Source organism: Streptomyces sp. NPDC052236, assembly GCF_044548015.1.
Classification (GTDB): domain Bacteria; phylum Actinomycetota; class Actinomycetes; order Streptomycetales; family Streptomycetaceae; genus Streptomyces.
On record NZ_JBIUBL010000017.1, the window covers coordinates 1 to 22,064 of the forward strand.

A 22,064-nucleotide genomic window follows, 5' to 3' on the forward strand; every position below is an offset into this window, starting at 1 on the left:
TTCGACCCGAGAACCCGCGTTCCCCTCCCGTGACGGGGCCCGGAGCACACCGCACACAGAAGAAGACCGGCTCGAACGGCCAGACCCAAACCCGACCCAGCACTCACTCACGCTCACCAGAAGTCACCACCGCTCATTACTTCGGCAGCAATCCACAACCCCCGCGGGGTGCGGCACACACCGCACCCTGTTGCACCACCCAACCCGTCAACCCATGCCCGTAGCTCGCCGGTTAGGCTGCTCTTCGCACAGAGAAACCAACCTCAAGGCGGCAGCGGCAGTGGTGGGCGGAAGTCAGGTGGATGGGGAGGGCAGGCTGCTCGCCGGTCGCTACCGGACGGTGGAGCCGCTGGGCCGCGGTGGCATGGGCATCGTGTGGCGGGCCGTCGACGAAACCCTCGGCCGGGAGGTCGCGGTGAAGGAGCTCCGTGCTGCCCTCGCCGACGCCGACGGAGAGGGACTGGCCGGGCTGAGGCTGCGTATGCAGCGCGAGGCCCGCGCTGCCGCCCGTATCCGTCACCCCGGCGTGGTGGCCGTGCACGACGTCACCGAGCACGAGGGCCGCCCTGTCATCGTCATGGAACTGATCGAGGGTTCCTCGCTGGAAGACGTGGTGCGCCGGCAAGGCGCCCTCGATCCCCGGCGCGCAGCCGAGATCGGCGCCAAGGTCCTCGACGCTCTGGCCGCCGCCCACCGTGCCGGCGTGCTGCACCGCGATGTCAAACCCGGCAACATCCTGCTCGAACACGGCGGGCGGGTGGTGCTGACGGACTTCGGCATCGCGGCCATCGAGGATCCCGGTGACGACGCCGACACCCACCTCACACGCAGCGGTGAACTCGTCGGCTCCCTGGACTACCTCGCGCCCGAACGGGCCTGCGGAGAGCAGCCGGGACCTCCTTCGGACATCTGGTCGTTGGGTGCCACCCTCTACGCCGCCGTAGAGAGCAGCACGCCCTTCCGCCGCACCTCCACCTGGTCCACCATCAACGCGATCGTCACCGAACCGCTGCCCGAGCCGCGCCGTGCCGGGCCGCTCACCCCGGCCCTGCACGCGCTGCTGGCCAAGGACCCCGCGTCCCGCCCGGACGCGGCGGAGGGGATGCGCATCCTCACCGCGATCGCCATGGACCGGCCCCTTCCCTCGTCACCCGACACTCTGCGCCTCAGCCGCTCCAACCCTTCGGCGCCCGAGACACCCGGGACACCTGGGACACCCGGGACCCGGGGGACGCCCGATCGGGACCCCCGTCCCGTACCGGCAGGAGAGTTCGGCCCGCCGCCGACCGACCTGAACCAGGATGCCGTACAGGTCCAGGAACAGTCCCGGGCGGCCGATACCGTTGAACGGTCCACCACCGGGCTGCCCCAGTCGCGCCGCAGGCGCCTGCCGACAATCGCCGCGTCCGTAGTCGCCGTGCTCCTCGTCGGCGCCGGCGTCACCACCTACCTGACCGTCGGCACCGAAGACGACGGCAAGGAGCCGGCCGCAGGCTCGGCCGTACGCACACCGTCGCAGGGGGACGACAAGGCACCGTCCCAGCAGCCTCCCAGCAGCCCCACTGCGAGCCAGTCCGGAGGGACGGGCGGCAAAGGCAAGAAGGCGGGGGATCAGGGCGAGGAGGTGGGAGACTCCGCGGAAAGCCCGCAGCCCTCGCCGGGGAACTCTGTCTCCGCCGGCGCCACGAAGGCCGCTCCGGCGCCTTCGGCCTCCGAGGCGACGAGGACGACATACCAGGTCGTCAACGTGAAGAGCGGGAAGTGCCTGTCCCTCGACAACGGCGGCAGCGCGGCGAACGGCACACACGCCGTCCAGTGGACCTGCAACGGCGGCGACGAGCAGCGCTGGTACTGGGCCGGGGCGTCGTCCAACATGCTCAAGAACGTCAAGACGGGAAAGTGCCTGTCCATCACGGGCGGCGGCAGCACGGCCAACGGCGCCCAGGCCATCCAGTCGACCTGTATCACCGACTGGGTGGCGCCGGAGCAGCACTGGTCCCATGTCGCGGGTGGCCAGTTCGAGAACGGCAAGAGCGACCGGTGCCTGTCGATCGAAGGCGGCGGCAGCACGGCCAGTGGCGCTCAGGCCATCCAGTCGACGTGTATCACCGACTGGGTGGCCCCGGAGCAGCAGTGGAAACTGACTCGCTGAACGCCGCTTCGGCGGTCCACCAGGACCTTCGACGCTGACGCGCCCACGTGTCATCTGTTGTGTCACCTGTTGTGTCACTTGGCGGACTTTGTTCCCCTTAGGGGGTAGACGCGGCATGATGTCGACTCTTTTGACGCAGTTGTTGTGTGCGAAAACGCCCAACAGCGGCCGGATTCAGAACCCTGAGTCACGGCCTGCCAGGGAGAGAGATGGCCGGTCGCCGGGTGGAAAACGAGTCCCTGCGAATGCTGCTGTCCACAACCGGCTGGACCTATGAGGCCCTGGCGCGCGCGGTCAACGCGCTCGGCGCCGAGAACGGCGTACGTCTGCGCTACGACCGCAGCTCGGTGGCCCACTGGCTGGCAAGATCGGTTCCTCGCCCACGGACGAGGCTACTGATCGCCGAGGCGTTCAGCCGAAGACTGCGCCGCCCGGTGTCTCCCGCGGATCTGGACATGCAGGACTGTGCTCCCGCGACCCCGACCGGCCTCGCCCTTGGCCTGGACGGCGGGGCGGTGCCCGGCCGAGAGCCGGACGCGGTGGCATCCCTGGCCACCCTGTGCGCGATGGACGCCGATCCGGCACGCCGGATCCTCCTGAGGCAGTCCGTCTACAGCGCCACAGGGCTCGATACGCCCCCGTGGCAGAACCTTCTCGGCCGTTCCCCGTCGAAGGAGCGGCGAGCCGGTAACGACCAGGGATGTGTGAGGGAGGTCGAGGGTCTGCGGTCGGCGGTGGAGTTCTCAACCGCGCGGGCTGCACGCACACGCCAAAGCCAACGGCGACGGGGACGGGGACCGGCCAGTGCTTGGCGAGGCCGCTCACTTGGTCCATGTGCCCGCCCGCATGTACGTCGACAACGCGGAGAACGGTGCGGCTCAGCGGTATTTCCGTGAGGCTCTGCATCTGGTGCCGAGGCCGGCGACCGCACGGCGTACGCCGTGGTGCTGCGCGGGATGAGCAGCCACACTCTCGACCTCGGGCACTGCCGGGCGGCCCGGCGCCTGTCCGAGGCAGCCGAGCGGACGGCTCCGGCCGAGGCCCCCGCGTACGTACGGGTGTATTTGCTGTCCCAACTCGCGCTCGCCCAGGCCGCTTCCGGTGAACAGCGCCTGGCGGCCGCGTCCCTGGCCGCGGCGGAACGACTCCACGGCCGCCCGCGCACATTCCGTGGGCCGACCGCCCGGCGAACACCGGCGAAGAGCCGCCGCCCCTGCCCTCCATCGCCTGGTGGTGGGACGACGTCATTTCCTGAATCTTCGCTCCGTTCAGCCCAGTTCGGCGTTGGCCCGGGCCGTTACGAGGGTCAGTACGCGGCTCGCGGTCGCCAGTTCGTCGTCCGAGAAGCCCACGTACAGCCGCCCGGCGGCATCCGCGATGTCCTTGGCGATCCGCTCCTGCAGGGAGCGGCCCGCGTCCGTGAGGTCGAGGCGGAGTTCGTCGCCGGGCTGGGGCTCCAGCAGGCCCGCGGCGGTCATGTCGGCGATGGTGCGCAGCACGAAGGACTCGTCGATCCTCGCAGTGCTGGTGAGCCGGGCGACGAGGCGGTCCTGTTCGATGGCCGCGCCGTTGGCCACGATGGCGTTGAGCGCCAGCGCCTGATGGAAGGTGACGCCCGCACGGGCGAGCCAGCTCTCCATCACGGCACGGGTCGCGTAGTGGGCCTGGGCTATGACCGGGCCGTTGAGGGCGGGAGCGGCTGGAGTGGTGGGAGTGGTGGTGGTCATGGCTACTCCTCGGTCGGGAAGTCGAGTGGTGTGTCGAGCAGGATCGTCAGCTCGCGCGCGAACACTTCGGTGCGCGTGCCGTTCAGCCCGCCCAGAGGCTCCAGGAGCTGGTCCATGAGCCGCCGGACGATGGTGACCGCGCGACTGGTCACCTCGCGGCCGTGCGGGGTGAGAGACAGCTGGACCGCGCGCGTGTCGGCCGGGTCCGGGGTGCGCTCGACCAGGCCCGCGCTCTCAAGGGTGCGCGCCAGTTTGGAGACGTAGAGCGGTTCGAGGCCCGTGTGGTCGGCGAGTTGGCGCTGGCTGGGCCGCAGCCCGGACCGCTGCATGCCGAGCAGCGACGCGACCAGTGCGTACTGCGCGTGGGTCAGGCCCAGCGGCGCGACGGCCCGGTCGACGGCGACCCGCCATTTCATCGACAGACGCCAGACCAGGAAGCCGGGCGTCGCGCCCTCGGATGCAGCACTCATGAGAGATACAGTACATAGATACTATGTCTATGGCTGCTATTTCTGCTGGACCCTCTGCCGGACCCTCTGCTGGGCCTTCTAGTGGGCCTTCCGCGGAAGTGTCGGGAAGTGTCAGGCCGGGCCGTCGTCGGGCGCGGTCTCGCGGGTGTCATCGTCGGGCTCGCCCGCGCGGTGCCGGTCCTCCGGCTCCGTGGAGCGGGCGGCTTCGGCGCGGAGCATGGCGTTGAGGACTGCGAAGGGGTCGATGGGCATGACTGTGCACCTCGTGGGGGGTGAAGTGGCTGATGTGACGGGGGCTCGGTGAGCTCGGTGAGCAGGGCCCGTCAGCAGCGCAGGACCACACAGCGCACGGCGCGCAGCGGCAGAGTCTCCGGGCGTGGAGTGCTGAAGCGGTACGGGGCTGGGGTGGCGGCCCTCTCGCCGATCGGCCGAATTCGGGCTTCGGGCCCGGCAGTCGGCGCGGGGCGGCGGAACCGGCCCGGCGCCGGCTGCGCCGACTGTTCGGGGCTGGACTCCTCGGAGGGGCCCTCGCCCGCCGGATCGGCGGGCACCGGGCCCTGCACGGGAGCCGGGGGCGTGGCCGGCCCCGTCGAAGCGGCGCAGGCGGCGGCCACGGTGGAGTGCAGTATGCCCAGGAGGGCCAGCAGCACCAGCAGCAGAGCCGCGCGGCGAGCCGCCGTGGCTATGGGCATGGGCTGGTTCATGGGCACGACCTCCTGCAACATCCCACATTGCCCAGGAAGCGCCCGCTTCTGTCCTCGCCGGCCCGAGGTTCGCTCTACTGGAGTACGGCCATTACGCCGAATTCACCCGATCGTGTGGGCGGATCACCGTGACGCCCGTAGGTCCCGTGACGCCCGTGACGCCCGTCCCGGACGCGCTCCCCAGGGCGGCGAGCGCCGCCGGTACGTCGTCGAGACCGAGCTCCGTCGTCACCAGCAGCTCCGGCCGCAGTACACCGGAGGCGACCAACGCCATCATCTCCGGGTAGGCGTGCGCGGGCATGCCATGGCTGCCGAGGATCTCCAGCTCCAGCGCGACGACCCGGTCCATCGGCAGCCGTACGCCGGCGGGCACCAGGCCCACCTGCACATGCCTGCCCTGGCGGCGCAGGCTCGCGACGGAGTTCGCGCAGGTCGCCTGCGCGCCCAGGGCATCGAGCGAGAGATGCGCGCCGCCACCGGTCGCCTCGCGGACCGCCTCGGCGACGCCGCCGCTCACCGTGGGCGCGGAAGCGTCCACGCACACCGTGGCTCCGAGCCTTCCGGCCAGTTCCAGCGCGCCGGGTGAGACGTCGACGGCGACGACCCTGGCCCCGCACGCCACCGCGATCATCACGGCGGACAGGCCCACCCCGCCGCAGCCGTGCACCGCGACCCACTCCCCCGGCCGCACCCTGCCCTGCCCCACCACGGCACGGAACGCGGTCGCGAACCGGCAGCCCAGGCTCGCGGCCGTCGCGAACGGCATCGAGTCGGGCAGCGCCACCAGGTTCACGTCGGCGTGGCGCACGGCAACGTACTCGGCGAAGGATCCCCAGTGGGTGAAACCCGGCTGCTCCTGTCGCTCACACACCTGCTGCGCGCCGCGCACGCACGCGCCGCACCGGCCGCAGGCGCAGATGAAGGGCACGGTGATCCGGTCGCCGGGCCGCCAGTTGGCGACGCCCGCGCCCACCGACTCGACCACGCCGGACAGTTCATGTCCGGGGACGTGCGGGAGGGCGATGTCCGGTACGTGGCCCATCCAGCCGTGCCAGTCGCTGCGGCACAGTCCCGTGGCCTCGACCCGTATGAACGCGCCGTCGTGGGCCGGTACGGGTTCGGGCACGTCCCGTATGCGGAGCGGCTTCCCGAAATCTTCGAACACTACAGCACGCACGGGCACACTCCCTGGCTCTCGTTTCCGGCGGATCTTGTCACACGCTCGTGTCCGGCACCGCGTCGTCCGGCACCGCGTCGTCCGGCACCGCGCAGTCCCGTACCGCGTCGTCCCGCCGGGCGGGCTCCACGGGCCCGGTCGGCGGCTCCCACGGCGCCCCGCACTCCCGCAGCCAGCGCTTCAGCACCCGGTGCACCCGCTCCGCCCCGATCAGTTCCGCGCCCTCCGCGCCCTCATCGCCCTCGGTGCCCTCATCGACAGGAGCGGACAGCTCCAGCGGCGACAGCAGGAAAGGCTGCGACTGTTCGCCGCCGAGCCCGCCGTGCGAGCCGATCTGCTCCTCGAAAGCGTGCACCGCGCCCGTCTCCGGGTCGTACATCGAGTTGACCATGATGTCGGCGACATGCGGGAAGGAGTCGGTACGCCGTACGGCCTCGGCCGCGCCGGGTCCGAACACCCCCAGAGGGCTGTCGTCCCGATTCCCGTCCGCCAGCTCCGCGACCGGCACCTCCGCACCGCCCCGGCCGAGCACCACCGAGCCGTGCTCCTCGCTGCGTACCAGCAGGAAGCCGATGCCGGGATGGTTGGCGAGCGTCCCGAGCAGCGCCGGGTGGCGCCGGTCGATCTGCTCGCGGCTGAGGCGCTCCGGCGCGTCGGGGAAGGAGATCAGCGCGAGGTTCCCCGAGGCGAGCACCATCGGGTCCTTCGGATCGGCTCCCGGCGCGGGCGCGGGCTGCTCGTCCGCGCCCTGTGCCACCGGGCGGTGGAGCGCGACGCGCAGGGCGTCGCCGGCGGCGTCGCGTGCCTCGGCGCCGCTCTTGGAACGTTCGGCGCGGCGCGAGACCGGCAACCCGCACCCCGCCCGTACGAGGTCCTTGAGCGTGAGTCCGTACGCGCCCTCGAAGGTCTCGCCAGGGCTCTGGCCGTGGTCGGACAGCAGCACGATCCGGTAGGCGCGCGGGGCGTGTTCGGCGACGCCGGCGAGCAGCGCGAGCGAACGGTCGAGGCGCCGCAGCACCAGCAGGGCGTCCCGGCTGTGCGGCCCGGAGTGGTGCGCCACTTCGTCGTACGCCACGAGGTCGGCGTAGACGGCGCTGCGTCCGGCCAGCATGTCCCCTATCACCGCGGCGACCACCACATCGCGCTCGACGACGGTCGCGAACGCCCGGATGAACGGATAGAGCCCGCCGCGCTTGACCCGCGGCCGGTCGTTACGCAGCCGCGCCCGCGTCGACTGGCCGACCTCGCGGGCGGCTTCGGCGGTGAACGACAGCGCGGTGCGGACGGCGTTGGCGGGGTCGGAGAAGTACGCGAAGTAGCCCGCCCGGGAGCGGTTGGCCCTGCCGCGTCTCGCCGCCACGGACAGGACCAGGGCGAGTTGTTCGGCGCCGCCGCTGAAAAGGTTGCCGCGGCTGGCGCCGTCGACGGCCAGCAGCCCGTCGTCGCCGGTGCGCCGGATCGCGCGGCGCTGGAGCTCCGCTGCGCTCGCGGGCCGGTTGGTGACCATGATCCGGCCGCTGTCCTTCTCGTACCAGCGGAAGGCGGGCACGTCGTGGTTGGTGCCGTGCAGGATGCCGAGCTGGCTGGCGCCGGTCTGGCTGGACCAGTCGGTGCGCCAGAGCGTGAGCCGGTGGGTCGTCGCCAGCCAGGCGGCGACGGTCGGCATCACACCGTCCTTGGCCGCGCGCCGCAGGACCTCGTGGCCGACGCCGTCGAGCTGCAGGAAGACCATGCCGGGCGGAACCGGACCGCCGCCGTCCTCGCCGCGTCTGCGACGGCGGCGGTCGGCGAGCCGGTAGAGCCTGCGCCGGTAGGCGTCGTCGTCGCGGACGGCGAGCGCGGTGGAGGTCGCGGAGGCGACGGCGGACATCACGGCGGCGACGACCACGGCGGTCTCCGGGTCGGCCGCGCCGCGTCCGTCAGGGATCATCCAGAGGGCGATCAGCAGGAGCGAACCGTTCAGGAAGAACACCAACAGGCCGAGCACCAGGGCGGACACGAGCAGCAGCGCGCGCACGAGGACCGGCCAGACCAGCGCGCTCAGCAGCCCGAACGCCCCCGCGCCCCAGGCGGCGGTGACCGCGGTCCTGGTGACGCTGTCCCCGTCGTCGGACTGGAGCTGGAAGTCGGGCAGCGCCCCGGCGAGCACCAGCAGCGTGAGCGTGGACACCGCCCACACCGCGATCACGCGCAGCAGGGCCCTGCCTGCCGTACGCCATCGCCTTGCGACCACTCGTCCTCCCGTCTGTGGACCTCCCCGTCTGTGGAGCAGAGCTCCAGCCTGGCACAGGGGCGGGCGGGAGCTCGGCGGCCGGGTCAGCAGCCGTCGTAGCCGGCCGTCGGCATCGAGAGCCTGCGGTGGACATTGGCCTTCGTCCCGGTGTCGTAGGCGGGCTCGGCCAGGTCCGCGGTCTCCAGCCGTACACCTCGGCGCTCACACTCGGCGAGGAAGACGGGCAGCGAGGTCAGCGCGCGCGCAAGGACGCGTTCGTTGGGGGCGACGAACAGGTCGACATGGCCCGCGTCGACATCGGACCACAGACCGCGGTCGTCGGGCCGCAGACCGTAGAAGAGTAGCCGGCGGGTCACGACATAGCCCTGGTCGGCGGCCCAGCGGTCGCACATGGCGTGCTGGCTGCGGGTGTCCACGAGGAAGGGGTCGCGGTCCAGTTCCTCAAGGGGGGTCAGGCTGGCGATCGCCGCGACTCGTACGCCGTCCATGGCCTTGTCCCCCTGCGCTCCGCCGGCATTGCTCGCGTGTCGCCGCCGACCCTACTCGGTTACCCTGCGGGCACAGCGGGAGCGAGGAGGCGCCGCGTGCCGGTAGAGATCACCTGGTGGGGTCATGCCACCTGCACGATCGAGGACTCCGGGGTCCGGGTGCTGACCGACCCGCTGTTCGCGCGCCGGCTCGCCCATCTGCGCAGACGGCGCGGTGAGCTGCCGCCCGCCGAGGCCACGGTCGCCGATGCGGTCCTCGTCTCCCATCTGCACTCCGACCATCTGCATCTGCCCTCGCTCGCCCGGCTCGCCGCCGGTACGCAGCTGCTGCTGCCGCGCGGCGCGGCGCGCGCCGTGCCCGGCCTGAGGCGGCTGGCGGGCGTGGCCGGGCTCCGGGTCACGGAGGTGATGCCGGGCGACGAGGTGGAGCTCGGTGAGGTGCGGGTGCGGGCCGTGCCCGCGCTGCACGACGGGCGGCGGCTGCCGTTCGGGCCGCGCCGGTCGCCCGCGCTGGGCTATGTGATCAGCGGGAAGGCGCGTACGTACTTCGCCGGGGACACCGGGCTCTTCGACTCGATGGCCGAGGAGGTCGGGCCGGTGGATGTGGCGCTCCTGCCGGTCGGCGGCTGGGGGCCGTATCTGGGGCACGGGCATCTGGACGCGGGCCGGGCGGCGCAGGCGCTCGCCGCGCTCGCGCCGCGCGCTGCCGTGCCGGTGCACTACGGCACGTACTGGCCGATCGGGATGGACGGGGTCCGCCCGCACGAGTTCTACACCCCGGGCGTGGAGTTCGTACGCAAGGCGGCGCGGCACGCTCCGCGGGTGGCCGTGCATCTGCTGGCGCACGGCGAGCGGATAACGCCGGAGGCCGCCCGGTGAGCGGAGAGCTGACGCAGACCCTGGGGCTGGTGTCGGAGGCGGTGGGGCGGCAGCTGCCGCCGGAGTCGACCCAGCAGGCCGTCGGCTACCCGTCGCTGTTTCTGCTGGTGGTGGTGGGTGCGTTGGTGCCGGTGGTGCCGACGGGGGCGGTGGTGAGCTCGGCTGCGGTGGTGGCTCTGCATCAGACGGCTCCGCTGCCGCTGCTGATGGTTTTTCTGGTGGCGTCTTTCGCCGCGTTCCTCGGGGATGTCGGCCTGTACGGGCTCGGGCAGCGCGGGATCCGTTCCAAGAACGGCTCGCGCTGGCTGGCGGCGCTGCGCGACCGGGCCGCGCCCGACCGGCTGGAGCAGGCGCAGCGCAGGCTGGAGGTCCACGGGGTGACGGTGCTTGTGCTGTCCCGGCTGGTGCCCGCCGGGCGGATTCCGGTGATGCTGGCCTGTCTGCTCGGGCGGATGCCGCTGCGGCGGTTCATACGCGGGGACGTGCCCGCGTGCCTGGCGTGGGCGGCTACGTATCAGCTGATCGGGATACTGGGCGGCTCGCTCTTCGACGAGCCGTGGAAGGGCGTGGCCGTCGCGGTGGCGCTGACGGTGGTGATCAGCGGGGCGCCGGCGCTCTGGCGCAGGGCGCGGCGGGGGGTCCGGAACCGGCGCTCCGGTGCCGTCGAGTGCCCTGATGTGCCCGGTTCCACCACGGATGGCTCACCCCGCTCACCCGGCTCACCTGGCTCATCCGGCTCATCCGGTCAGCACGCGTGAGCCGCCGATCGGCAGGTCCCACAGCTGCCCGCGCGGCCTGCCGGTGCGCTCCCAGGCGGCCCGTACCCGCGTGAGCGGTTCCAGCACCGGCTCCGCGGAGAGCACGAACGTCGCCCAGTGCATCGGGGCCATGTTCCGCGCGCCGAGATCCTCCGCGGCGCGTACCGCCTCCTCCGGGTCGGTGTGTACGTCGCTGAGCCACCAGCGCGGGTTGTACGCGCCGATCGGCAGCAGCGCCAGATCCAGGCCGGGGTGGCGGCGGCCGATCTCCGTGAACCAGTGGCCGTAGCCGGTGTCCCCGGCGAAATACACCGACTGGCCCAGCCGGTCGGTCAGCACCCAGCCGCCCCACAGCGAGCGGCAGGTGTCGAGGAGGGTCCGCTTGGACCAGTGGTGGGCCGGTACGAAGTCGAAGCGGACGCCCTTGAACTGCGCGCCCTCCCACCAGTCCAGTTCCGTCACCCGGGTGAAGCGGCGGCGCCGGAACCACCCGCCGAGGGCCGCGGGGACGAAGAGCGGGGTCCGCCGGGGAAGCCTCTTCAGGGTGGGCGCGTCGAGATGGTCGAAGTGGTTGTGGCTGATGACCACGGCGTCGATGGGCGGCAGGTCCTCCCAGCGCACCCCGACGGGGGTGATCCGTACCGGAGTGCCGAAGATCCGGCGCGACCACACGGGGTCGGTGAGAACGGTGAGCCCGCCGACGCGCACCACCCAACTGGCGTGTCCCACCCAGGTGACGGCGACGGTCGTGGCGTCCACGGCGGGCAGCGGGCCGGGCTCGAAGGGGAGGAGCGGGATATCCAGGAGTCCGGCCGCGCCGGGGCGTACGGCACCCTCCCGGGCGAGGCGTGCCATGGCCCGTACGCCGGGGAGGGGGGCGGTGAGCCGGTCGGCGAAGGACGGCGGCCAGCGGCGGATCTCGCCGAGGCGGCGGGTGCGGGAGGGTGCGGGGGTGAGGGTGCGGGAGTCGGGTCGTACGCCTTGCGGCTGTGCGTCTTGGGGTTGTACGCCTTCGGCAGTGCCCGTCGCGGGGCTCGCGGCTCCGGCGCGCTTCCCGTCGGCCGGTCCTGTCGCCCCTCTCTCTCCGGACTCCTCCGTCTGTTCCCGCTGTTCCGTCATTTCGGGGCTCCGTTCAACTCAACGCAGTTCGCCGAAGGCCGATCCAAGAATCCTCAATGCCCCGGCCACATGGGGCAATTCCAGAGGTGCGGGAGAGTTGAGTGTTTCCAGCTGCTGCTCGGGAGTCGTTCCCAGCAACGGCGCGGTCGCCAGCCGTACGCGCAGTGCGCCCAGCTCATCGCCGAACCGGTGCCCACCCGGCACGGGTACCCCCAGCCGGCCGGTCAGATACTCCTCAAGCTCCATGGAATCGCTCACATCCCGCTCGGCGAGGCGTGCGCGCAAGGGCCCGAGGTCCGCGTACAGATGGCGGCCCGCCTGCGGCGGGCGGGCCAGCGCGCCGGAGATGAGCACCTCGTGGTGCGCCGCTGCCGCCACGCGCGCGTGCACCGCGGCGGCCCGCCGCATCCGCTCCACGACCGGCCCCGGTTCGCCGAGGGCGTGGGCGGCGGCGTACGCGACCGGGGTCGCCACCACGGCCCCGAGGGCGGCGAGGATGTCGAGGGTCCGGGCGCGGCGGGCTTCGCCCTGCTCGGTGTCCGGGAAGCGGGCGACGGCGACGGGCCAGGCGGCCGGGGTGAGCGCGCCCGCCAGATCGGTCAGGACGGTTACGTCGTCGGGGGCCATCTCGGCGGGGCTGAGCAGCATCGTGTCGTGCGGCCGGTGCAGCGTGTCCCGCCACGTCTCGTCGCTGATGATGTGCAGTCCCTCGCCGACCGCCGCCTCGCAGGCCTCGCGCACCGTCTCGGGCGGGGCGACGGTCGCGGTGGGGTCGTCCACGACGGACAGCAGGAGGAGCCGGGGGTCACCGCCTTCGGCGCGGACTCTGCGTACGGTCTCCAGCAGCGCGTACGGATCGGGCACGCCGCCGCACTCAGCCGGGGTCGGCACATGGAAAGCGGGCCACCCCAGCAGCCGGGCCTGCGGGGTCCACGGCGCGGGGCAGGGCCGGGGCATCAGCACATCCCCGCCGTGCGCGCCGATCAGCGCGGACAGCAGCGGCTGCGCACCGCACGCCGCGGCCACGTGGTCGGGGCGGCTGCGCAGCCCGCGCCGCCGCCAGTAGCCGCAGGCCGCCTCGCGCAGCTCAGGGCTGCCGCCGGGCGGCTCGGTCTCCGCGCGGCCCGCGGCGGCGGCGAGCACGGCGGCGAGTTCGGGCAGCACGGGCAGTCCCTGCGCGGGCGCGTGCGGACCGTAACGGACCGGGCCACGGCCTTCCGGAGCCGCCGTGCGCTGCATTCCGTCACCTCCGCCGCCTGGCTTGCGTCCCGGGATGGACGCCCCCGGGATGTCCACCCCGGGATGTCCGCTCTGGGATGTCCGCTCCGGGGGCGTCTGCCCGGCTCACGAGCCCTTTATACGGAGTTATACGGAGGTTTGCGCGAGCTTGCCGCACGAGTTCCCAGGAGTCGTTCGTCCACGGCTGGGACATCGCGGACGCCGTGGCACCGGCACGGGCGACCGCCGGCTGGTGGAGCTCACCGCGTCGACCGTGCTCGCCGCGTCGACCGTGCTCGCCGTTCACGAGTCGGGCCCGGACTCTCGTGGCAGCGCCGAGTGACAGCGGCATAGCCGGGTATGCGCGACGCATGTCCGACGCCTACTCGGCTTACACATCATCAAACCCGCGGGCCCACACGCGGGCCGCCGTGCTGCTCAGCCGCTGGGACCGCCGGCTCTTCCACGCCGTCGCCTCCCGGCACTGGCCCGGCGCCGAGCCTGTGCTGCCCCGGCTGAGCCACAGCGCCAACCACGGGCTGCTGTGGTTCGGCGCGGCAACCGGCATGGCCGTCCTGGGCCGCGGGACCCGCTCGCGCCGCGCCGCCGTGCGGGGTGTGGTGTCCCTCGCGGTCGCCTCGGTCGCGATCAACACCGTCGCCAAGCGTTCGGTGCGCAGAGCACGGCCGGTGCTCGACGCGGTGCCGCTGATACGGCAGCTGAAGCGGCAGCCCTTCACCACGTCCTTCCCGTCCGGGCATTCGGCATCGGCCGCCGCCTTCGCGACGGGCGTCGCCCTGGAGTCGAAGGGCTGGGGCGCGGCCCTGGCGCCGGTGGCCGCGTCGGTCGCCCTCTCCCGCGTCTATACGGGCGCCCACTACCCGAGCGATGTACTGGTGGGCGCGGGGCTGGGGGTGGGCGCCGCGTTCGCGGTGCGCGGGGCCGTGCCGACGAGGTCGCAGCTGCCGCCGGGCCGGCCCTGGGTCGAGGCGCCCGCCCTCCCCGGCGGCCAGGGCCTGGTGGTCGTCGTCAATCGGCAGGCGGGCTCGGCGGACTCCTCCGATCTGGTGCGCGCCGCGCTGCCGCTCGCGGAGGTCGTGGACTGCGAGCCCGGCGAACTGTCGGCCGAACTGGAGAACGCGGCGGGCCGCGGCCGGGCGCTCGGCGTACTCGGCGGCGACGGAACGGTCAACCGGGCGGCGGTCGTCGCCACGGCGCACGGCCTCCCGCTGGCGGTCTTCCCCGGCGGCACGCTCAACCACTTCGCGTACGACCTCGGCATCGAGTCCATGCACGACACCTGCCGGGCGCTCGCGACCGGCGAGGCCGTCCAGGTCGACGTGGGGCGCTTCACGCCGGGCCCGGACGGCGCACGGGCGGGTTTCTTCCTCAACACCTTCAGCCTGGGCGTCTATCCGGAGCTGCTGCGTATCCGCGAGCGCTGGTCACCCCGGATCGGCGACTGGCCCGCCGGGGTGCTGGCGGCGGCGCTGGTGCTGCGCGGCGCGGAGCCGCTGGAGGGCGAGATCCACGGCAGGCTCCGCCCCATGTGGTTGCTGTTCGCCGGAAACGGCACCTATCGGCGGATGGGGCCGAGCCCCGGCGGCCGCCACGATCTGGCGGACGGTCTGCTGGACGTACGCGTGGTGCACGGAGGCCGCAGGCCGGGGCTGCGGCTGCTGGCCGCGGCGCTGGCCGGTCCGCTGAGCCGTTCGCCGGTGCATGCGGCGCGCCGGCTGCGGCGGCTGCGGATCGCCGGGCTCGCGCCCGGGACGCCGGTGGCGTACGACGGTGAAGTGGCCGAAGCACCGCAGGAGTTGGTGCTGGACAAGGCGGTCGGGGCGCTCACGGTCTACCGTCCGCAGACTTAGCGGGCCCAGCTCTGCCTGTCGTAGCCCGTCGAGCCGGTGGAGTCGGTGGAGTCGGTGGAGTCGGTCGAAAATTTGATCGACTGCTGGCAGCGGTTTCCCGCACCATGGGCCCATGCAGATCCGCCGCGCGCAGAGCCATGACGCGGCCGGGATCGCCGCGGTCCAGGTACGGTCCTGGCAGGCGGCGTTCCCCGGTCTCGTACCGCAGCACCATCTCGACGCGCTCGATCCCGTACGGGAAGCGCTGCTCTGGACGGGCCGGCTCACCGGGCCGCGGCAGGCGGATGCGGGGGTACTGGTCGCCGAAACCGCGGACGGCATCGTCGCCTTCGCCAGTTACGCTCCAGCCGCGCACACGGGCATCGCGGAGATCGGCAGGCTCCACTCGCTTCCCGAGGTCTGGGGCACCGGAGTCGGCACACGCCTGCTGACGGCCGTCATCCAGGAACTCACCGCCACCGGCCCACCCGGGCGGTCCTGTGGGTGCTGGAGGGCAATCAACGGGCCCGCAGCTTCTACGAGTCCGCCGGCTGGCGCCCCGACGGCGCGATCGAGGTGGAGGTGACCGGCGGTCGCCCGCTGACCAAGCTGCGCTATCAGCTCCCGCTGCTCGGCGCCGTCACCGCCCGGCCGATCCGGACCGACCGGCTCCTGCTCCAGCCGCTCGCCGTCGAGCACACGGAGGAGATGGCCACGGTCCTCTCCGACCCCGCGCTGCACACCTTCATCGGCGGCTCGCCCGACACCCCCGAGGGCCTGCGCACCCGTTACGCCCGCATGCTGGCTGGCTCGCCCGACCCGGCCGTGTCCTGGTGCAACTGGGTGATCGGCCTGCGTGCCGAGTCCTGCCTCACGGGCACTGTCCAGGCGACGATCGGCCCTTCGGAGCGCGACCGCGGCCGGACCGCCGAGCTCGCGTGGGTGGTCGGCACCGAGTGGCAGGGGCGGGGCATCGCCACCGAGGCGGCGCGTGGGCTCGTCGCGTGGCTCGCGCGGCAGTCGGTGCGTACCGCCGTCGCGCATGTGCACCCGGACCACCTCGCCTCGGCGGCGGTCGCCGCGGCGGCGGGGCTCGCGCCCACCGACCGGATGCAGGACGGCGAGGTGCGGTGGGAGGCGGACCTCGTAGGAACAGCGTCCAGATAGCAAGACACGGGTCTCGGGATACGAAACAACGGCGTACCGTCGGCGTACCGCTGAGGAGAGCTTCAGCGGAACGCGGCAGAAGGAGTCCGGCCATGTCGAAGATGCCGAGGACGGCGAGGACGGCGAGGATGCCGAAGGAGACCGCCGTCTACACCCATGGGCACCATGACTCGGTGCTGCGCTCCCACCGCTGGAGGACCGCCGCCAACTCCGCCGCGTATCTCCTCGCCGAACTCCGCCCAGGTCTGGACGTACTGGACGTGGGCTGCGGGCCCGGCACCATAACCGCAGATCTGGCCGGCCTGGTCGCGCCCGGGCGGGTGACCGCGGTCGACGCCGCCGAGGACGTACTGCGTCAGGCGCGCGAGACCGCCGCCGGACGCGGCCTGGACAATGTCCACTTCGCGGTTGCCGACGTCCACGCACTGGACTTCCCCGACGACTCGTTCGACGTCGTCCACGCCCATCAGGTGCTGCAGCACGTCGGCGATCCGGTGCGGGCGCTGCGCGAGATGCGACGGGTCTGCCGCCCCGGCGGAGTCGTCGCGGCGCGCGACAGCGACTACGGCGCCTTCACCTGGTTTCCCGCGATCCCGGCCCTGGACGAGTGGCTCAGCCTCTACCGGCGAGTGGCCCGCGCGAACGGCGGCGAACCGGACGCCGGGCGCAGACTGCTGTCCTGGGCCCGGGCCGCCGGCTTCACCGACATCGCCGCCACCGCCTCCGCCTGGTGTTTCGCCACGCCCGGCGACCGCGCCTGGTGGAGCGGGCTGTGGGCGGAACGTACGACCGCGTCGGTGTACGCGAAACTCGCGGTCGACGGCGGCCACGCCACCCCGCAGGAGCTGACCGCGGCGGCTGACGGCTGGCGGGAGTGGGGTGACCACGACGACGCGTGGTTCATGGTGCCGCACGGGGAAGTGCTCTGCCGGGTCTGACAATCCGGCAACCGATGTCGCCACCCGCCACCGCCAACTAGGCTCGCCCGTATGGAGATCCTCGGAACCACGCTGCGCGTATGCGTCGATGACCTGGAAACCTCGGTGGCCTTCTACGAGCGTCTCACCGGCGCCAAGCCGCTGCGCTTCGAGCGCGGGGGCGTCTCGGTCGCCGCGGTCGGCTGCTTCCTGCTGATGAGCGGGCCGGAGTCGGAGTTGGAGGTGTTGCGCAGGGTGGCGGCGACGATCGCCGTGAAGGACGTGGACGACGCGTGCGCCACGCTCACGGAGGGCGGCGCGCGGGTCATCGTGGGTCCGGTGGGGACGCCGGTGGGCCGCAATCTGATCGCCGTCCACCCCGACGGTTCGGTCTTCGAGTACGTGGACCGGAAGTCGGCGTGACGCGTCGGCGTAACGACGTCGGCGTGGTGACGTCGCGCCGCCCTAGTTTTGGGGGCGCATCCGGTAGTCGTACGCCTCGGGCAGCGGTTCGTCGGTGAGGGCCGACCACACCTCTTCCAGGATCTCGGCTCCCTCGCGCAGGTCAGCGACCTCGAAGCCCGCGTCGAAGACGGCGCGCGCCTGATCCGTACGTCCCTCGGCGAGCAGCAATTGGGCCTCGATCAGCCGGAAGCGCCCGCGCTGCCGCACTGCCGGACTCAGCCGGTCCCAGACGGCGCGGGCCTCCGCGGCTCTCGCCGCCGCGAGCAGTGCCGCGATGGCCTCCCGGCCGAGGGCCGCCGTCGCCGCCGTCCACGAATCGCCGTCGTCACGGCGCTCCTGGCACAGGTCGTCAAAAGCCTCGGCATAGCGCTCGGCGGCGCGCACGGCGTTGCCGCCCTCCTGGTCGGCGACGGCCAGGCAGCGCAGCAGCGGCCAGCGGGACGGGGCCAGGGCCAGGCCCCGTTCCCAGCTGCGTACGGCCTGGGCGAGATCGCCCGCGTGCCACTGGGTGACGCCGAGGTGGTACTCGGCCAGCGGCTCGGCGGGCGCGGTCTCCAGCATGTCCCGCCAGTGCGGCGCTACGAGCGAGGGCCCGGGCGGGGTGACCCTGCGCGGCTCGGGGAAGACGCCGGTCCTGAGCAACTCCCGCCAGGGCGCCTGCTCCTCGCCGAGCGTCGACTCGCCGAAGGGCGTGCCGGGCAGTTTGTGGCCCGCGCGGAGCACTTCGAGCGCGCCCCAGCCGGACCCGGTGGCGAGCGACTCGACCGGTTCGGCGTCCGCGTACGGCCGCCATGCCGCGTACGCGGCGGCCACCTCGGCCCGGGGCAGCACCTCGGCAAGCCGGGTCTCGACCTCCGCGCGTGCCGCGCCCCAGTCGTCGCCGTGCACCGTTCCGGGGTCGGCGGCGAGCGGTCCGTACGACTCCAGCCAGCTGAACTCCGCACCCGCTTCCAGCGGTACGTGCTCCAGCTGGGTGCGGGCGAGACCGGCCTGGATCTCGGCGTAACCGGCCGTGCCCGGTTCGGTCAGCCACCGCTGCCAGCGGCGTCCGCCGCGCCCCGCGCCCCAGACGAAGAGCTTTCGGCCGCGCAGCACATCGGTCGAGGTCTGTACGAGGCCCTGCCCGGACGCGTCCAGTGCGGCGATCCATTTACGGGACTCGGCCGGGACCTCGTAGAAGTAGTCCGCGGGGTACTCGCCGCGCAGCGGATACGTACGGTCCGCGCCCTCCCACTCCGGCACCGGCACGCGGCGCAGGCTGCGCTCGTATCCGAAGTGCCAGGCTTCGTCGGCGGGCGCGAGTACGCGTGTCGTCTCGTGTTCGTCGACAGCGATGTTGGACCACCAGTACACGGGCGCGGGCCGCTCGTGAGGGTTGCGGATCCGTACGCCGACGTGGAGGAAATCGGAGTCGGCGGGCAGCCACAGATCGACCTGGAACGGCAGGTCGCGCAGCCGCTCCCACTCCCAGAGCCTGACCATCGTGCCGCCGTCGGGGGCGGGGACGAGGGCGGCGTGCAGCGGGGCACAGGAGAGGGTGGTGTGGCCGGTCGCGCCGATGTTCCACTCGATGCCGCCGGAGAACCACGCGCCGTTGAGCGCGAAGTCGGCGGGCTGGAACACCGGGTTGCGGTAGAGGAGTTCGCGTCCGGTCGGCTTGTGGTGCAGGGAGTGGATACGCCCGCCGAGGCCGGGCAGCACGGTGACCTTCAGCCGCTCGTTCTCGATCACGATCGCGTCGAGTCCGGTCGGCGTGCGCTCACGCCCGTAGCCGTCGAGCACGCGCACGGGCAGCAGGGTGCGCAGCGGCTCGTAACCGATCTGCCGTGCCATCTCGCGGGGCAGTTCCCGCTTGGTGTGCTCGTCGATGGCGTGCGTTTCGTCCAGGGGGCGCAGGGCGGGCAACGGGTTCGCCGGTCCCACAGGGGCCGCGGGCAGGGTCAGTACGGTACGCCGCACGGTGGTGGCCAAGGCAACCTCAATTCGCTCGCGCGGGCTGCCTCCACCCCTCTGGGTCGGCGCCCCGACGACCATGGAACACGGTGCACTCCGTACTTACCAGGGTGCCGTGAGTCAGTCTTCAGTTGTCAGTCTTCAGTCTTCAGTCTTCGGCCAACGCGGCCACCAGCAGATCCGCGAGCAGCGCGCCCGCACTGCCCTCCGGGTCGAGATCGGGGTCGTAGACGGTCACATTCAGCCCCACGCAGCGCTCCGAGCGCACCAGCGCCTTGAGCAGCGCGGTGACTTCGGACGGCAGCAGCCCGTCCGGATCGGGGCTGTCGACGGCGGGCATTACACTCGGATCGAGCACGTCCGCGTCCAGATGCACCCAGAATCCGTCGAGCGCGGGCGCTTCGAAGCCGATCGCCACCACGCCTGCCAGATCCGCCGGGCCCCACTCGCGCAGTTCCCCGACCGTCACGGTCGGGATCTTCAGCTGCGCGAGCTCGGCCCGGTCCGCCTCGAAGTAGTCCCGGATCCCGAACAGCCGCACGTCCTCGTCGCGCAGATACGGCCTCAGCCCCTCCAGATCCGTCAGGTCCGCCTGGCCGCGCCCGGTTGCGAGGGCCAGCTCCTCGCCGGCAGCCGCCCCGACCCGGTCGGAGTTGCCGGGGTGCCGGAAGTCGGCGGACGCGTCGATCGCGGCCATTCCGTACCGGCCGATTCGGCGCAGGGCCAGCGAAGCGCCGAGCTGGATCGAGCAGTCCCCGCCGAGGACCAGGGGGAAGTCCCCGTTCCATACGTGGCGCTCGACGCGGTCGGCGAGACGGCGGGTGTACGAGGCGATCGCGGCGGCGTTGAAGACTCCGTCACCCTCCTGCCAGCCGCCCAGGTCGTAGCGGGGCGGTACGACGACCCCGCCTTCGAATGCCCCGAGGCGCTGCACGATGCGCTGCTCGCGCAGGGCGCCGGCGAGTTTGTAGCAGCCGGGGACGGTGCCCGGGGCCGGGGGCCGCAGGCCCAGGTTGGAGGGGGCGTCGATGACCACGATGTTCCGCATGCGGACCATCCTCACGGCCGTAGTCCCGCTTCTTCAAGGCATCGCCTCAAGGGGATCAGCAGGGTCGGCGGGCGAGCATCTCCGTCGTGATCGCCCAGCGCTCGTGGTCGCGCCACGCCCCGTCGATGAAGAGGAAGTCGGGCGAGAAGCCTTCGAGCCGGAAACCCGCGCTGCGTACGAGTCCGAGGGAAGCCGCGTTGTTCGGCTGGATGTTGGCCTCAAGACGGTGGAGGCCCATCGGTCCGAAGGCATGGCGCACGACGAGGCGGAGGCCTTCGCTCATCAGGCCCCGGCCGGCGGCGTGCACGAACGCGCCGTAGCCGAGCGTCCCGCTCAGGAAGCCGCCCGCGACGATGTTGTTGATGTTGATGAAGCCCGCGATCGCGCCGGAGTCGCGCGCGCAGACGAGGAAACCGGCCCGGGTCGGGTCCTCGATCAGCCGCTTGGCGTAGGTGGTGTACGCCCCGGCCGTGTCGGGCGGGAAGAGCCAGGGCCGGTGGTGCTCGGCGCTCTGCCTCGTTCGCGTGGTGAATTCGTCGCTGTCGTCGTACGTGTAGTGGCGTACGCCGACGCGGGGGCCGGTGGCAAGGTAGGGGGCGGCCGCGGAGAAATCGGACATCGCGCCAGCCTAGCGAGGACGCGGGAGATTCAGGGTCGGCCACCTCACCGGCCATGACCAAACCGTGTTCAGACCGTGTTCAGGCCATGACCAGGCCATGACCAGCGAGGGAGCACCGTGACCGCCCGTTGGTTCCGGGTAGCTCAGCTCAGCGCGGGGTCGTCCAGCGTCAGCGTGCACGCCTCCGCGTCCAGCACCGCCGCCGCGCCGAACGGCATCGTCAGCGCGGTCTCCCCGTGCCCGAACCCCAGCTCCTCAACCACCGGTACGCCCAGCCCGCCCAGCCGGTCGCACAGCACCGCGCGCACCTGCTCGTACGGTCCGCACTCCGACCAGGAGCCGAGGGCGACCCCGGCCACACCATCCAGCCAGCCCGAGCGCAGCAGTTGGGTGAGGATCCGGTCGAGGCGGTAGTCCTCCTCCCCCACGTCCTCGATGAGCAGCAGACCGCCCCGGGCGGAGGGGCGGGCGTACGCGGTGCCCAGGTCCGCGGCGAGCAGGCTCACGCAGCCACCGAGCGTGACGCCCCGGGCGCGGCCGGGGACCATGGTGCGGGCGCTCTCCAGGCCGAGCGTCCGCACCGATTCGGGCTCGAAGAGCGTGGCGCGCAGCGACTCCTGGGTGCGGCCGTCCTTGAGGAAGGCGAGCGCGCCGATCATCGGGCCGTGCAGGGTCGCCAGGCCCATCCGCACGGCGAACGCCTCATGCAGGGCCGTTATGTCGCTGTACCCGACGAAGACCTTGGGCCCGGCCGCGCGGATCGCTGTCCAGTCGAGGAGATCCACCATGCGCTGTGCGCCGTAGCCGCCGCGGGCGCAGAGCACCGCGGAGACCGACGGGTCGCACCAGGCCTGAGTCAGCTCACGGGCGCGGGCCGCGTCCGTCCCCGCCAGATACCAGAAATCCCGGTGCTGATCGCGGACATGGGGCATGACGACGGGCTCCAGATCCCAGCCGCGCAGGATGTCGAGGCCCGCTTCCAGCCGTTCCTCCGGGACCGGTCCGCTGGGCGCCACCACGGCGACCTTGGCACCCGGCCGCAGTCGCGCGGGCCGTGTCAAGGACAGCAAGGGAGGTGAAGACGGTGAAGAAGACGGTGAAGAGGTGGACGGCATGGGGG

At 72.4% G+C, this 22,064-nt stretch carries 22 protein-coding genes; 9 read left to right on the forward strand and 13 right to left on the reverse strand.

What is annotated here, in order from left to right:
- Positions 1 to 280: 280 nt before the first annotated feature.
- Complete coding sequence (locus tag ACIHCQ_RS26080; RefSeq protein WP_399666921.1) at positions 281 to 2,152, forward strand: protein kinase; 1,872 nt, start codon at positions 281 to 283, stop codon at positions 2,150 to 2,152.
- Positions 2,153 to 3,420: 1,268 nt separating this feature from the next.
- On the opposite strand, the gene ACIHCQ_RS26085 is transcribed toward ACIHCQ_RS26080, so the two are convergent.
- The 7 genes from ACIHCQ_RS26085 to ACIHCQ_RS26115 form a co-directional block, all read right to left on the reverse strand.
- A complete protein-coding gene (locus ACIHCQ_RS26085; protein WP_399666924.1) occupies positions 3,421 to 3,879 on the reverse strand; it encodes a MarR family winged helix-turn-helix transcriptional regulator in 459 nt (152 codons plus the stop codon).
- Between the two features lie 2 nt (positions 3,880 to 3,881).
- A complete protein-coding gene (locus ACIHCQ_RS26090) occupies positions 3,882 to 4,349 on the reverse strand; it encodes a MarR family winged helix-turn-helix transcriptional regulator (RefSeq protein WP_399666927.1) in 468 nt (155 codons plus the stop codon).
- Between the two features lie 111 nt (positions 4,350 to 4,460).
- Entirely contained in the window at positions 4,461 to 4,601 is a 141-nt protein-coding gene (locus ACIHCQ_RS26095) for a hypothetical protein (RefSeq protein WP_399666930.1), read from the reverse strand.
- A gap of 71 nt (positions 4,602 to 4,672) precedes the next feature.
- The gene (locus tag ACIHCQ_RS26100; RefSeq protein WP_399666933.1) at positions 4,673 to 5,053 is read right to left on the reverse strand and encodes a hypothetical protein; all 381 of its coding nucleotides are present in this window, start codon (positions 5,051 to 5,053) and stop codon (positions 4,673 to 4,675) included.
- 91 nt (positions 5,054 to 5,144) lie between these two features.
- Positions 5,145 to 6,230, reverse strand: a complete 1,086-nt coding sequence (locus tag ACIHCQ_RS26105) for a zinc-dependent alcohol dehydrogenase family protein (RefSeq protein WP_399666935.1) — start codon at positions 6,228 to 6,230, stop codon at positions 5,145 to 5,147.
- Positions 6,231 to 6,267: 37 nt separating this feature from the next.
- A complete protein-coding gene (locus ACIHCQ_RS26110; protein WP_399666938.1) occupies positions 6,268 to 8,463 on the reverse strand; it encodes a phage holin family protein in 2,196 nt (731 codons plus the stop codon).
- Positions 8,464 to 8,546: 83 nt separating this feature from the next.
- A complete protein-coding gene (locus ACIHCQ_RS26115) occupies positions 8,547 to 8,951 on the reverse strand; it encodes a hypothetical protein (protein WP_399666941.1) in 405 nt (134 codons plus the stop codon).
- A gap of 96 nt (positions 8,952 to 9,047) precedes the next feature.
- Between ACIHCQ_RS26115 and ACIHCQ_RS26120 the strand changes: the two genes are divergently transcribed.
- Both ACIHCQ_RS26120 and ACIHCQ_RS26125 read left to right on the forward strand, forming a co-directional pair.
- On the forward strand, positions 9,048 to 9,830 hold the full coding sequence (locus ACIHCQ_RS26120) for an MBL fold metallo-hydrolase (RefSeq protein WP_399666943.1): 783 nt from the start codon (positions 9,048 to 9,050) through the stop codon (positions 9,828 to 9,830).
- A 26-nt stretch (positions 9,831 to 9,856) separates the two neighbouring features.
- Positions 9,857 to 10,588, forward strand: coding sequence for a DedA family protein (locus ACIHCQ_RS26125; protein WP_399667367.1), 732 nt, complete (start codon positions 9,857 to 9,859; stop codon positions 10,586 to 10,588).
- On the opposite strand, the gene ACIHCQ_RS26130 is transcribed toward ACIHCQ_RS26125, so the two are convergent.
- Both ACIHCQ_RS26130 and ACIHCQ_RS26135 read right to left on the reverse strand, forming a co-directional pair.
- On the reverse strand, positions 10,568 to 11,707 hold the full coding sequence (locus ACIHCQ_RS26130) for an MBL fold metallo-hydrolase (RefSeq protein WP_399666946.1): 1,140 nt from the start codon (positions 11,705 to 11,707) through the stop codon (positions 10,568 to 10,570). The two genes, ACIHCQ_RS26125 and ACIHCQ_RS26130, sit on opposite strands and share 21 nt — an antisense overlap.
- Before the next feature lie 18 nt (positions 11,708 to 11,725).
- Positions 11,726 to 12,946 (reverse strand): aminotransferase class I/II-fold pyridoxal phosphate-dependent enzyme, encoded by a 1,221-nt coding sequence (locus ACIHCQ_RS26135; protein ID WP_399666950.1) that lies wholly within the window; start codon positions 12,944 to 12,946, stop codon positions 11,726 to 11,728.
- A 148-nt stretch (positions 12,947 to 13,094) separates the two neighbouring features.
- Here ACIHCQ_RS26135 and ACIHCQ_RS26140 point away from each other — a divergent pair, with 148 nt between their 5' ends.
- The 6 genes from ACIHCQ_RS26140 to ACIHCQ_RS26165 all read left to right on the forward strand — a co-directional run bounded on the left by ACIHCQ_RS26140 (position 13,095) and on the right by ACIHCQ_RS26165 (position 17,282).
- Positions 13,095 to 13,268, forward strand: coding sequence for a hypothetical protein (locus ACIHCQ_RS26140; protein WP_399666953.1), 174 nt, complete (start codon positions 13,095 to 13,097; stop codon positions 13,266 to 13,268).
- A 28-nt stretch (positions 13,269 to 13,296) separates the two neighbouring features.
- A complete protein-coding gene (locus tag ACIHCQ_RS26145; protein WP_399666956.1) occupies positions 13,297 to 14,796 on the forward strand; it encodes a bifunctional phosphatase PAP2/diacylglycerol kinase family protein in 1,500 nt (499 codons plus the stop codon).
- A gap of 112 nt (positions 14,797 to 14,908) precedes the next feature.
- Positions 14,909 to 15,361, forward strand: coding sequence for a GNAT family N-acetyltransferase (locus tag ACIHCQ_RS26150; RefSeq protein WP_399666960.1), 453 nt, complete (start codon positions 14,909 to 14,911; stop codon positions 15,359 to 15,361).
- Positions 15,362 to 15,402: 41 nt separating this feature from the next.
- Positions 15,403 to 15,942 (forward strand): GNAT family N-acetyltransferase, encoded by a 540-nt coding sequence (locus tag ACIHCQ_RS26155; protein ID WP_399667370.1) that lies wholly within the window; start codon positions 15,403 to 15,405, stop codon positions 15,940 to 15,942.
- Positions 15,943 to 16,070: 128 nt separating this feature from the next.
- Positions 16,071 to 16,880, forward strand: coding sequence for a methyltransferase domain-containing protein (locus ACIHCQ_RS26160; protein ID WP_399667373.1), 810 nt, complete (start codon positions 16,071 to 16,073; stop codon positions 16,878 to 16,880).
- A gap of 51 nt (positions 16,881 to 16,931) precedes the next feature.
- Positions 16,932 to 17,282 (forward strand): VOC family protein, encoded by a 351-nt coding sequence (locus tag ACIHCQ_RS26165; protein WP_399666963.1) that lies wholly within the window; start codon positions 16,932 to 16,934, stop codon positions 17,280 to 17,282.
- Between the two features lie 42 nt (positions 17,283 to 17,324).
- Here ACIHCQ_RS26165 and ACIHCQ_RS26170 read toward each other — a convergent pair whose 3' ends face one another.
- The 4 genes from ACIHCQ_RS26170 to ACIHCQ_RS26185 all read right to left on the reverse strand — a co-directional run bounded on the left by ACIHCQ_RS26170 (position 17,325) and on the right by ACIHCQ_RS26185 (position 22,059).
- Positions 17,325 to 19,295, reverse strand: coding sequence for a DUF5107 domain-containing protein (locus ACIHCQ_RS26170; RefSeq protein ID WP_399666966.1), 1,971 nt, complete (start codon positions 19,293 to 19,295; stop codon positions 17,325 to 17,327).
- A gap of 130 nt (positions 19,296 to 19,425) precedes the next feature.
- The gene (locus ACIHCQ_RS26175) at positions 19,426 to 20,325 is read right to left on the reverse strand and encodes an arginase family protein (protein ID WP_399666969.1); all 900 of its coding nucleotides are present in this window, start codon (positions 20,323 to 20,325) and stop codon (positions 19,426 to 19,428) included.
- A 55-nt stretch (positions 20,326 to 20,380) separates the two neighbouring features.
- Positions 20,381 to 20,944, reverse strand: a complete 564-nt coding sequence (locus ACIHCQ_RS26180; RefSeq protein WP_399666972.1) for a GNAT family N-acetyltransferase — start codon at positions 20,942 to 20,944, stop codon at positions 20,381 to 20,383.
- A gap of 143 nt (positions 20,945 to 21,087) precedes the next feature.
- Positions 21,088 to 22,059, reverse strand: coding sequence for an LD-carboxypeptidase (locus tag ACIHCQ_RS26185; protein ID WP_399666975.1), 972 nt, complete (start codon positions 22,057 to 22,059; stop codon positions 21,088 to 21,090).
- Positions 22,060 to 22,064: the final 5 nt, after the last annotated feature.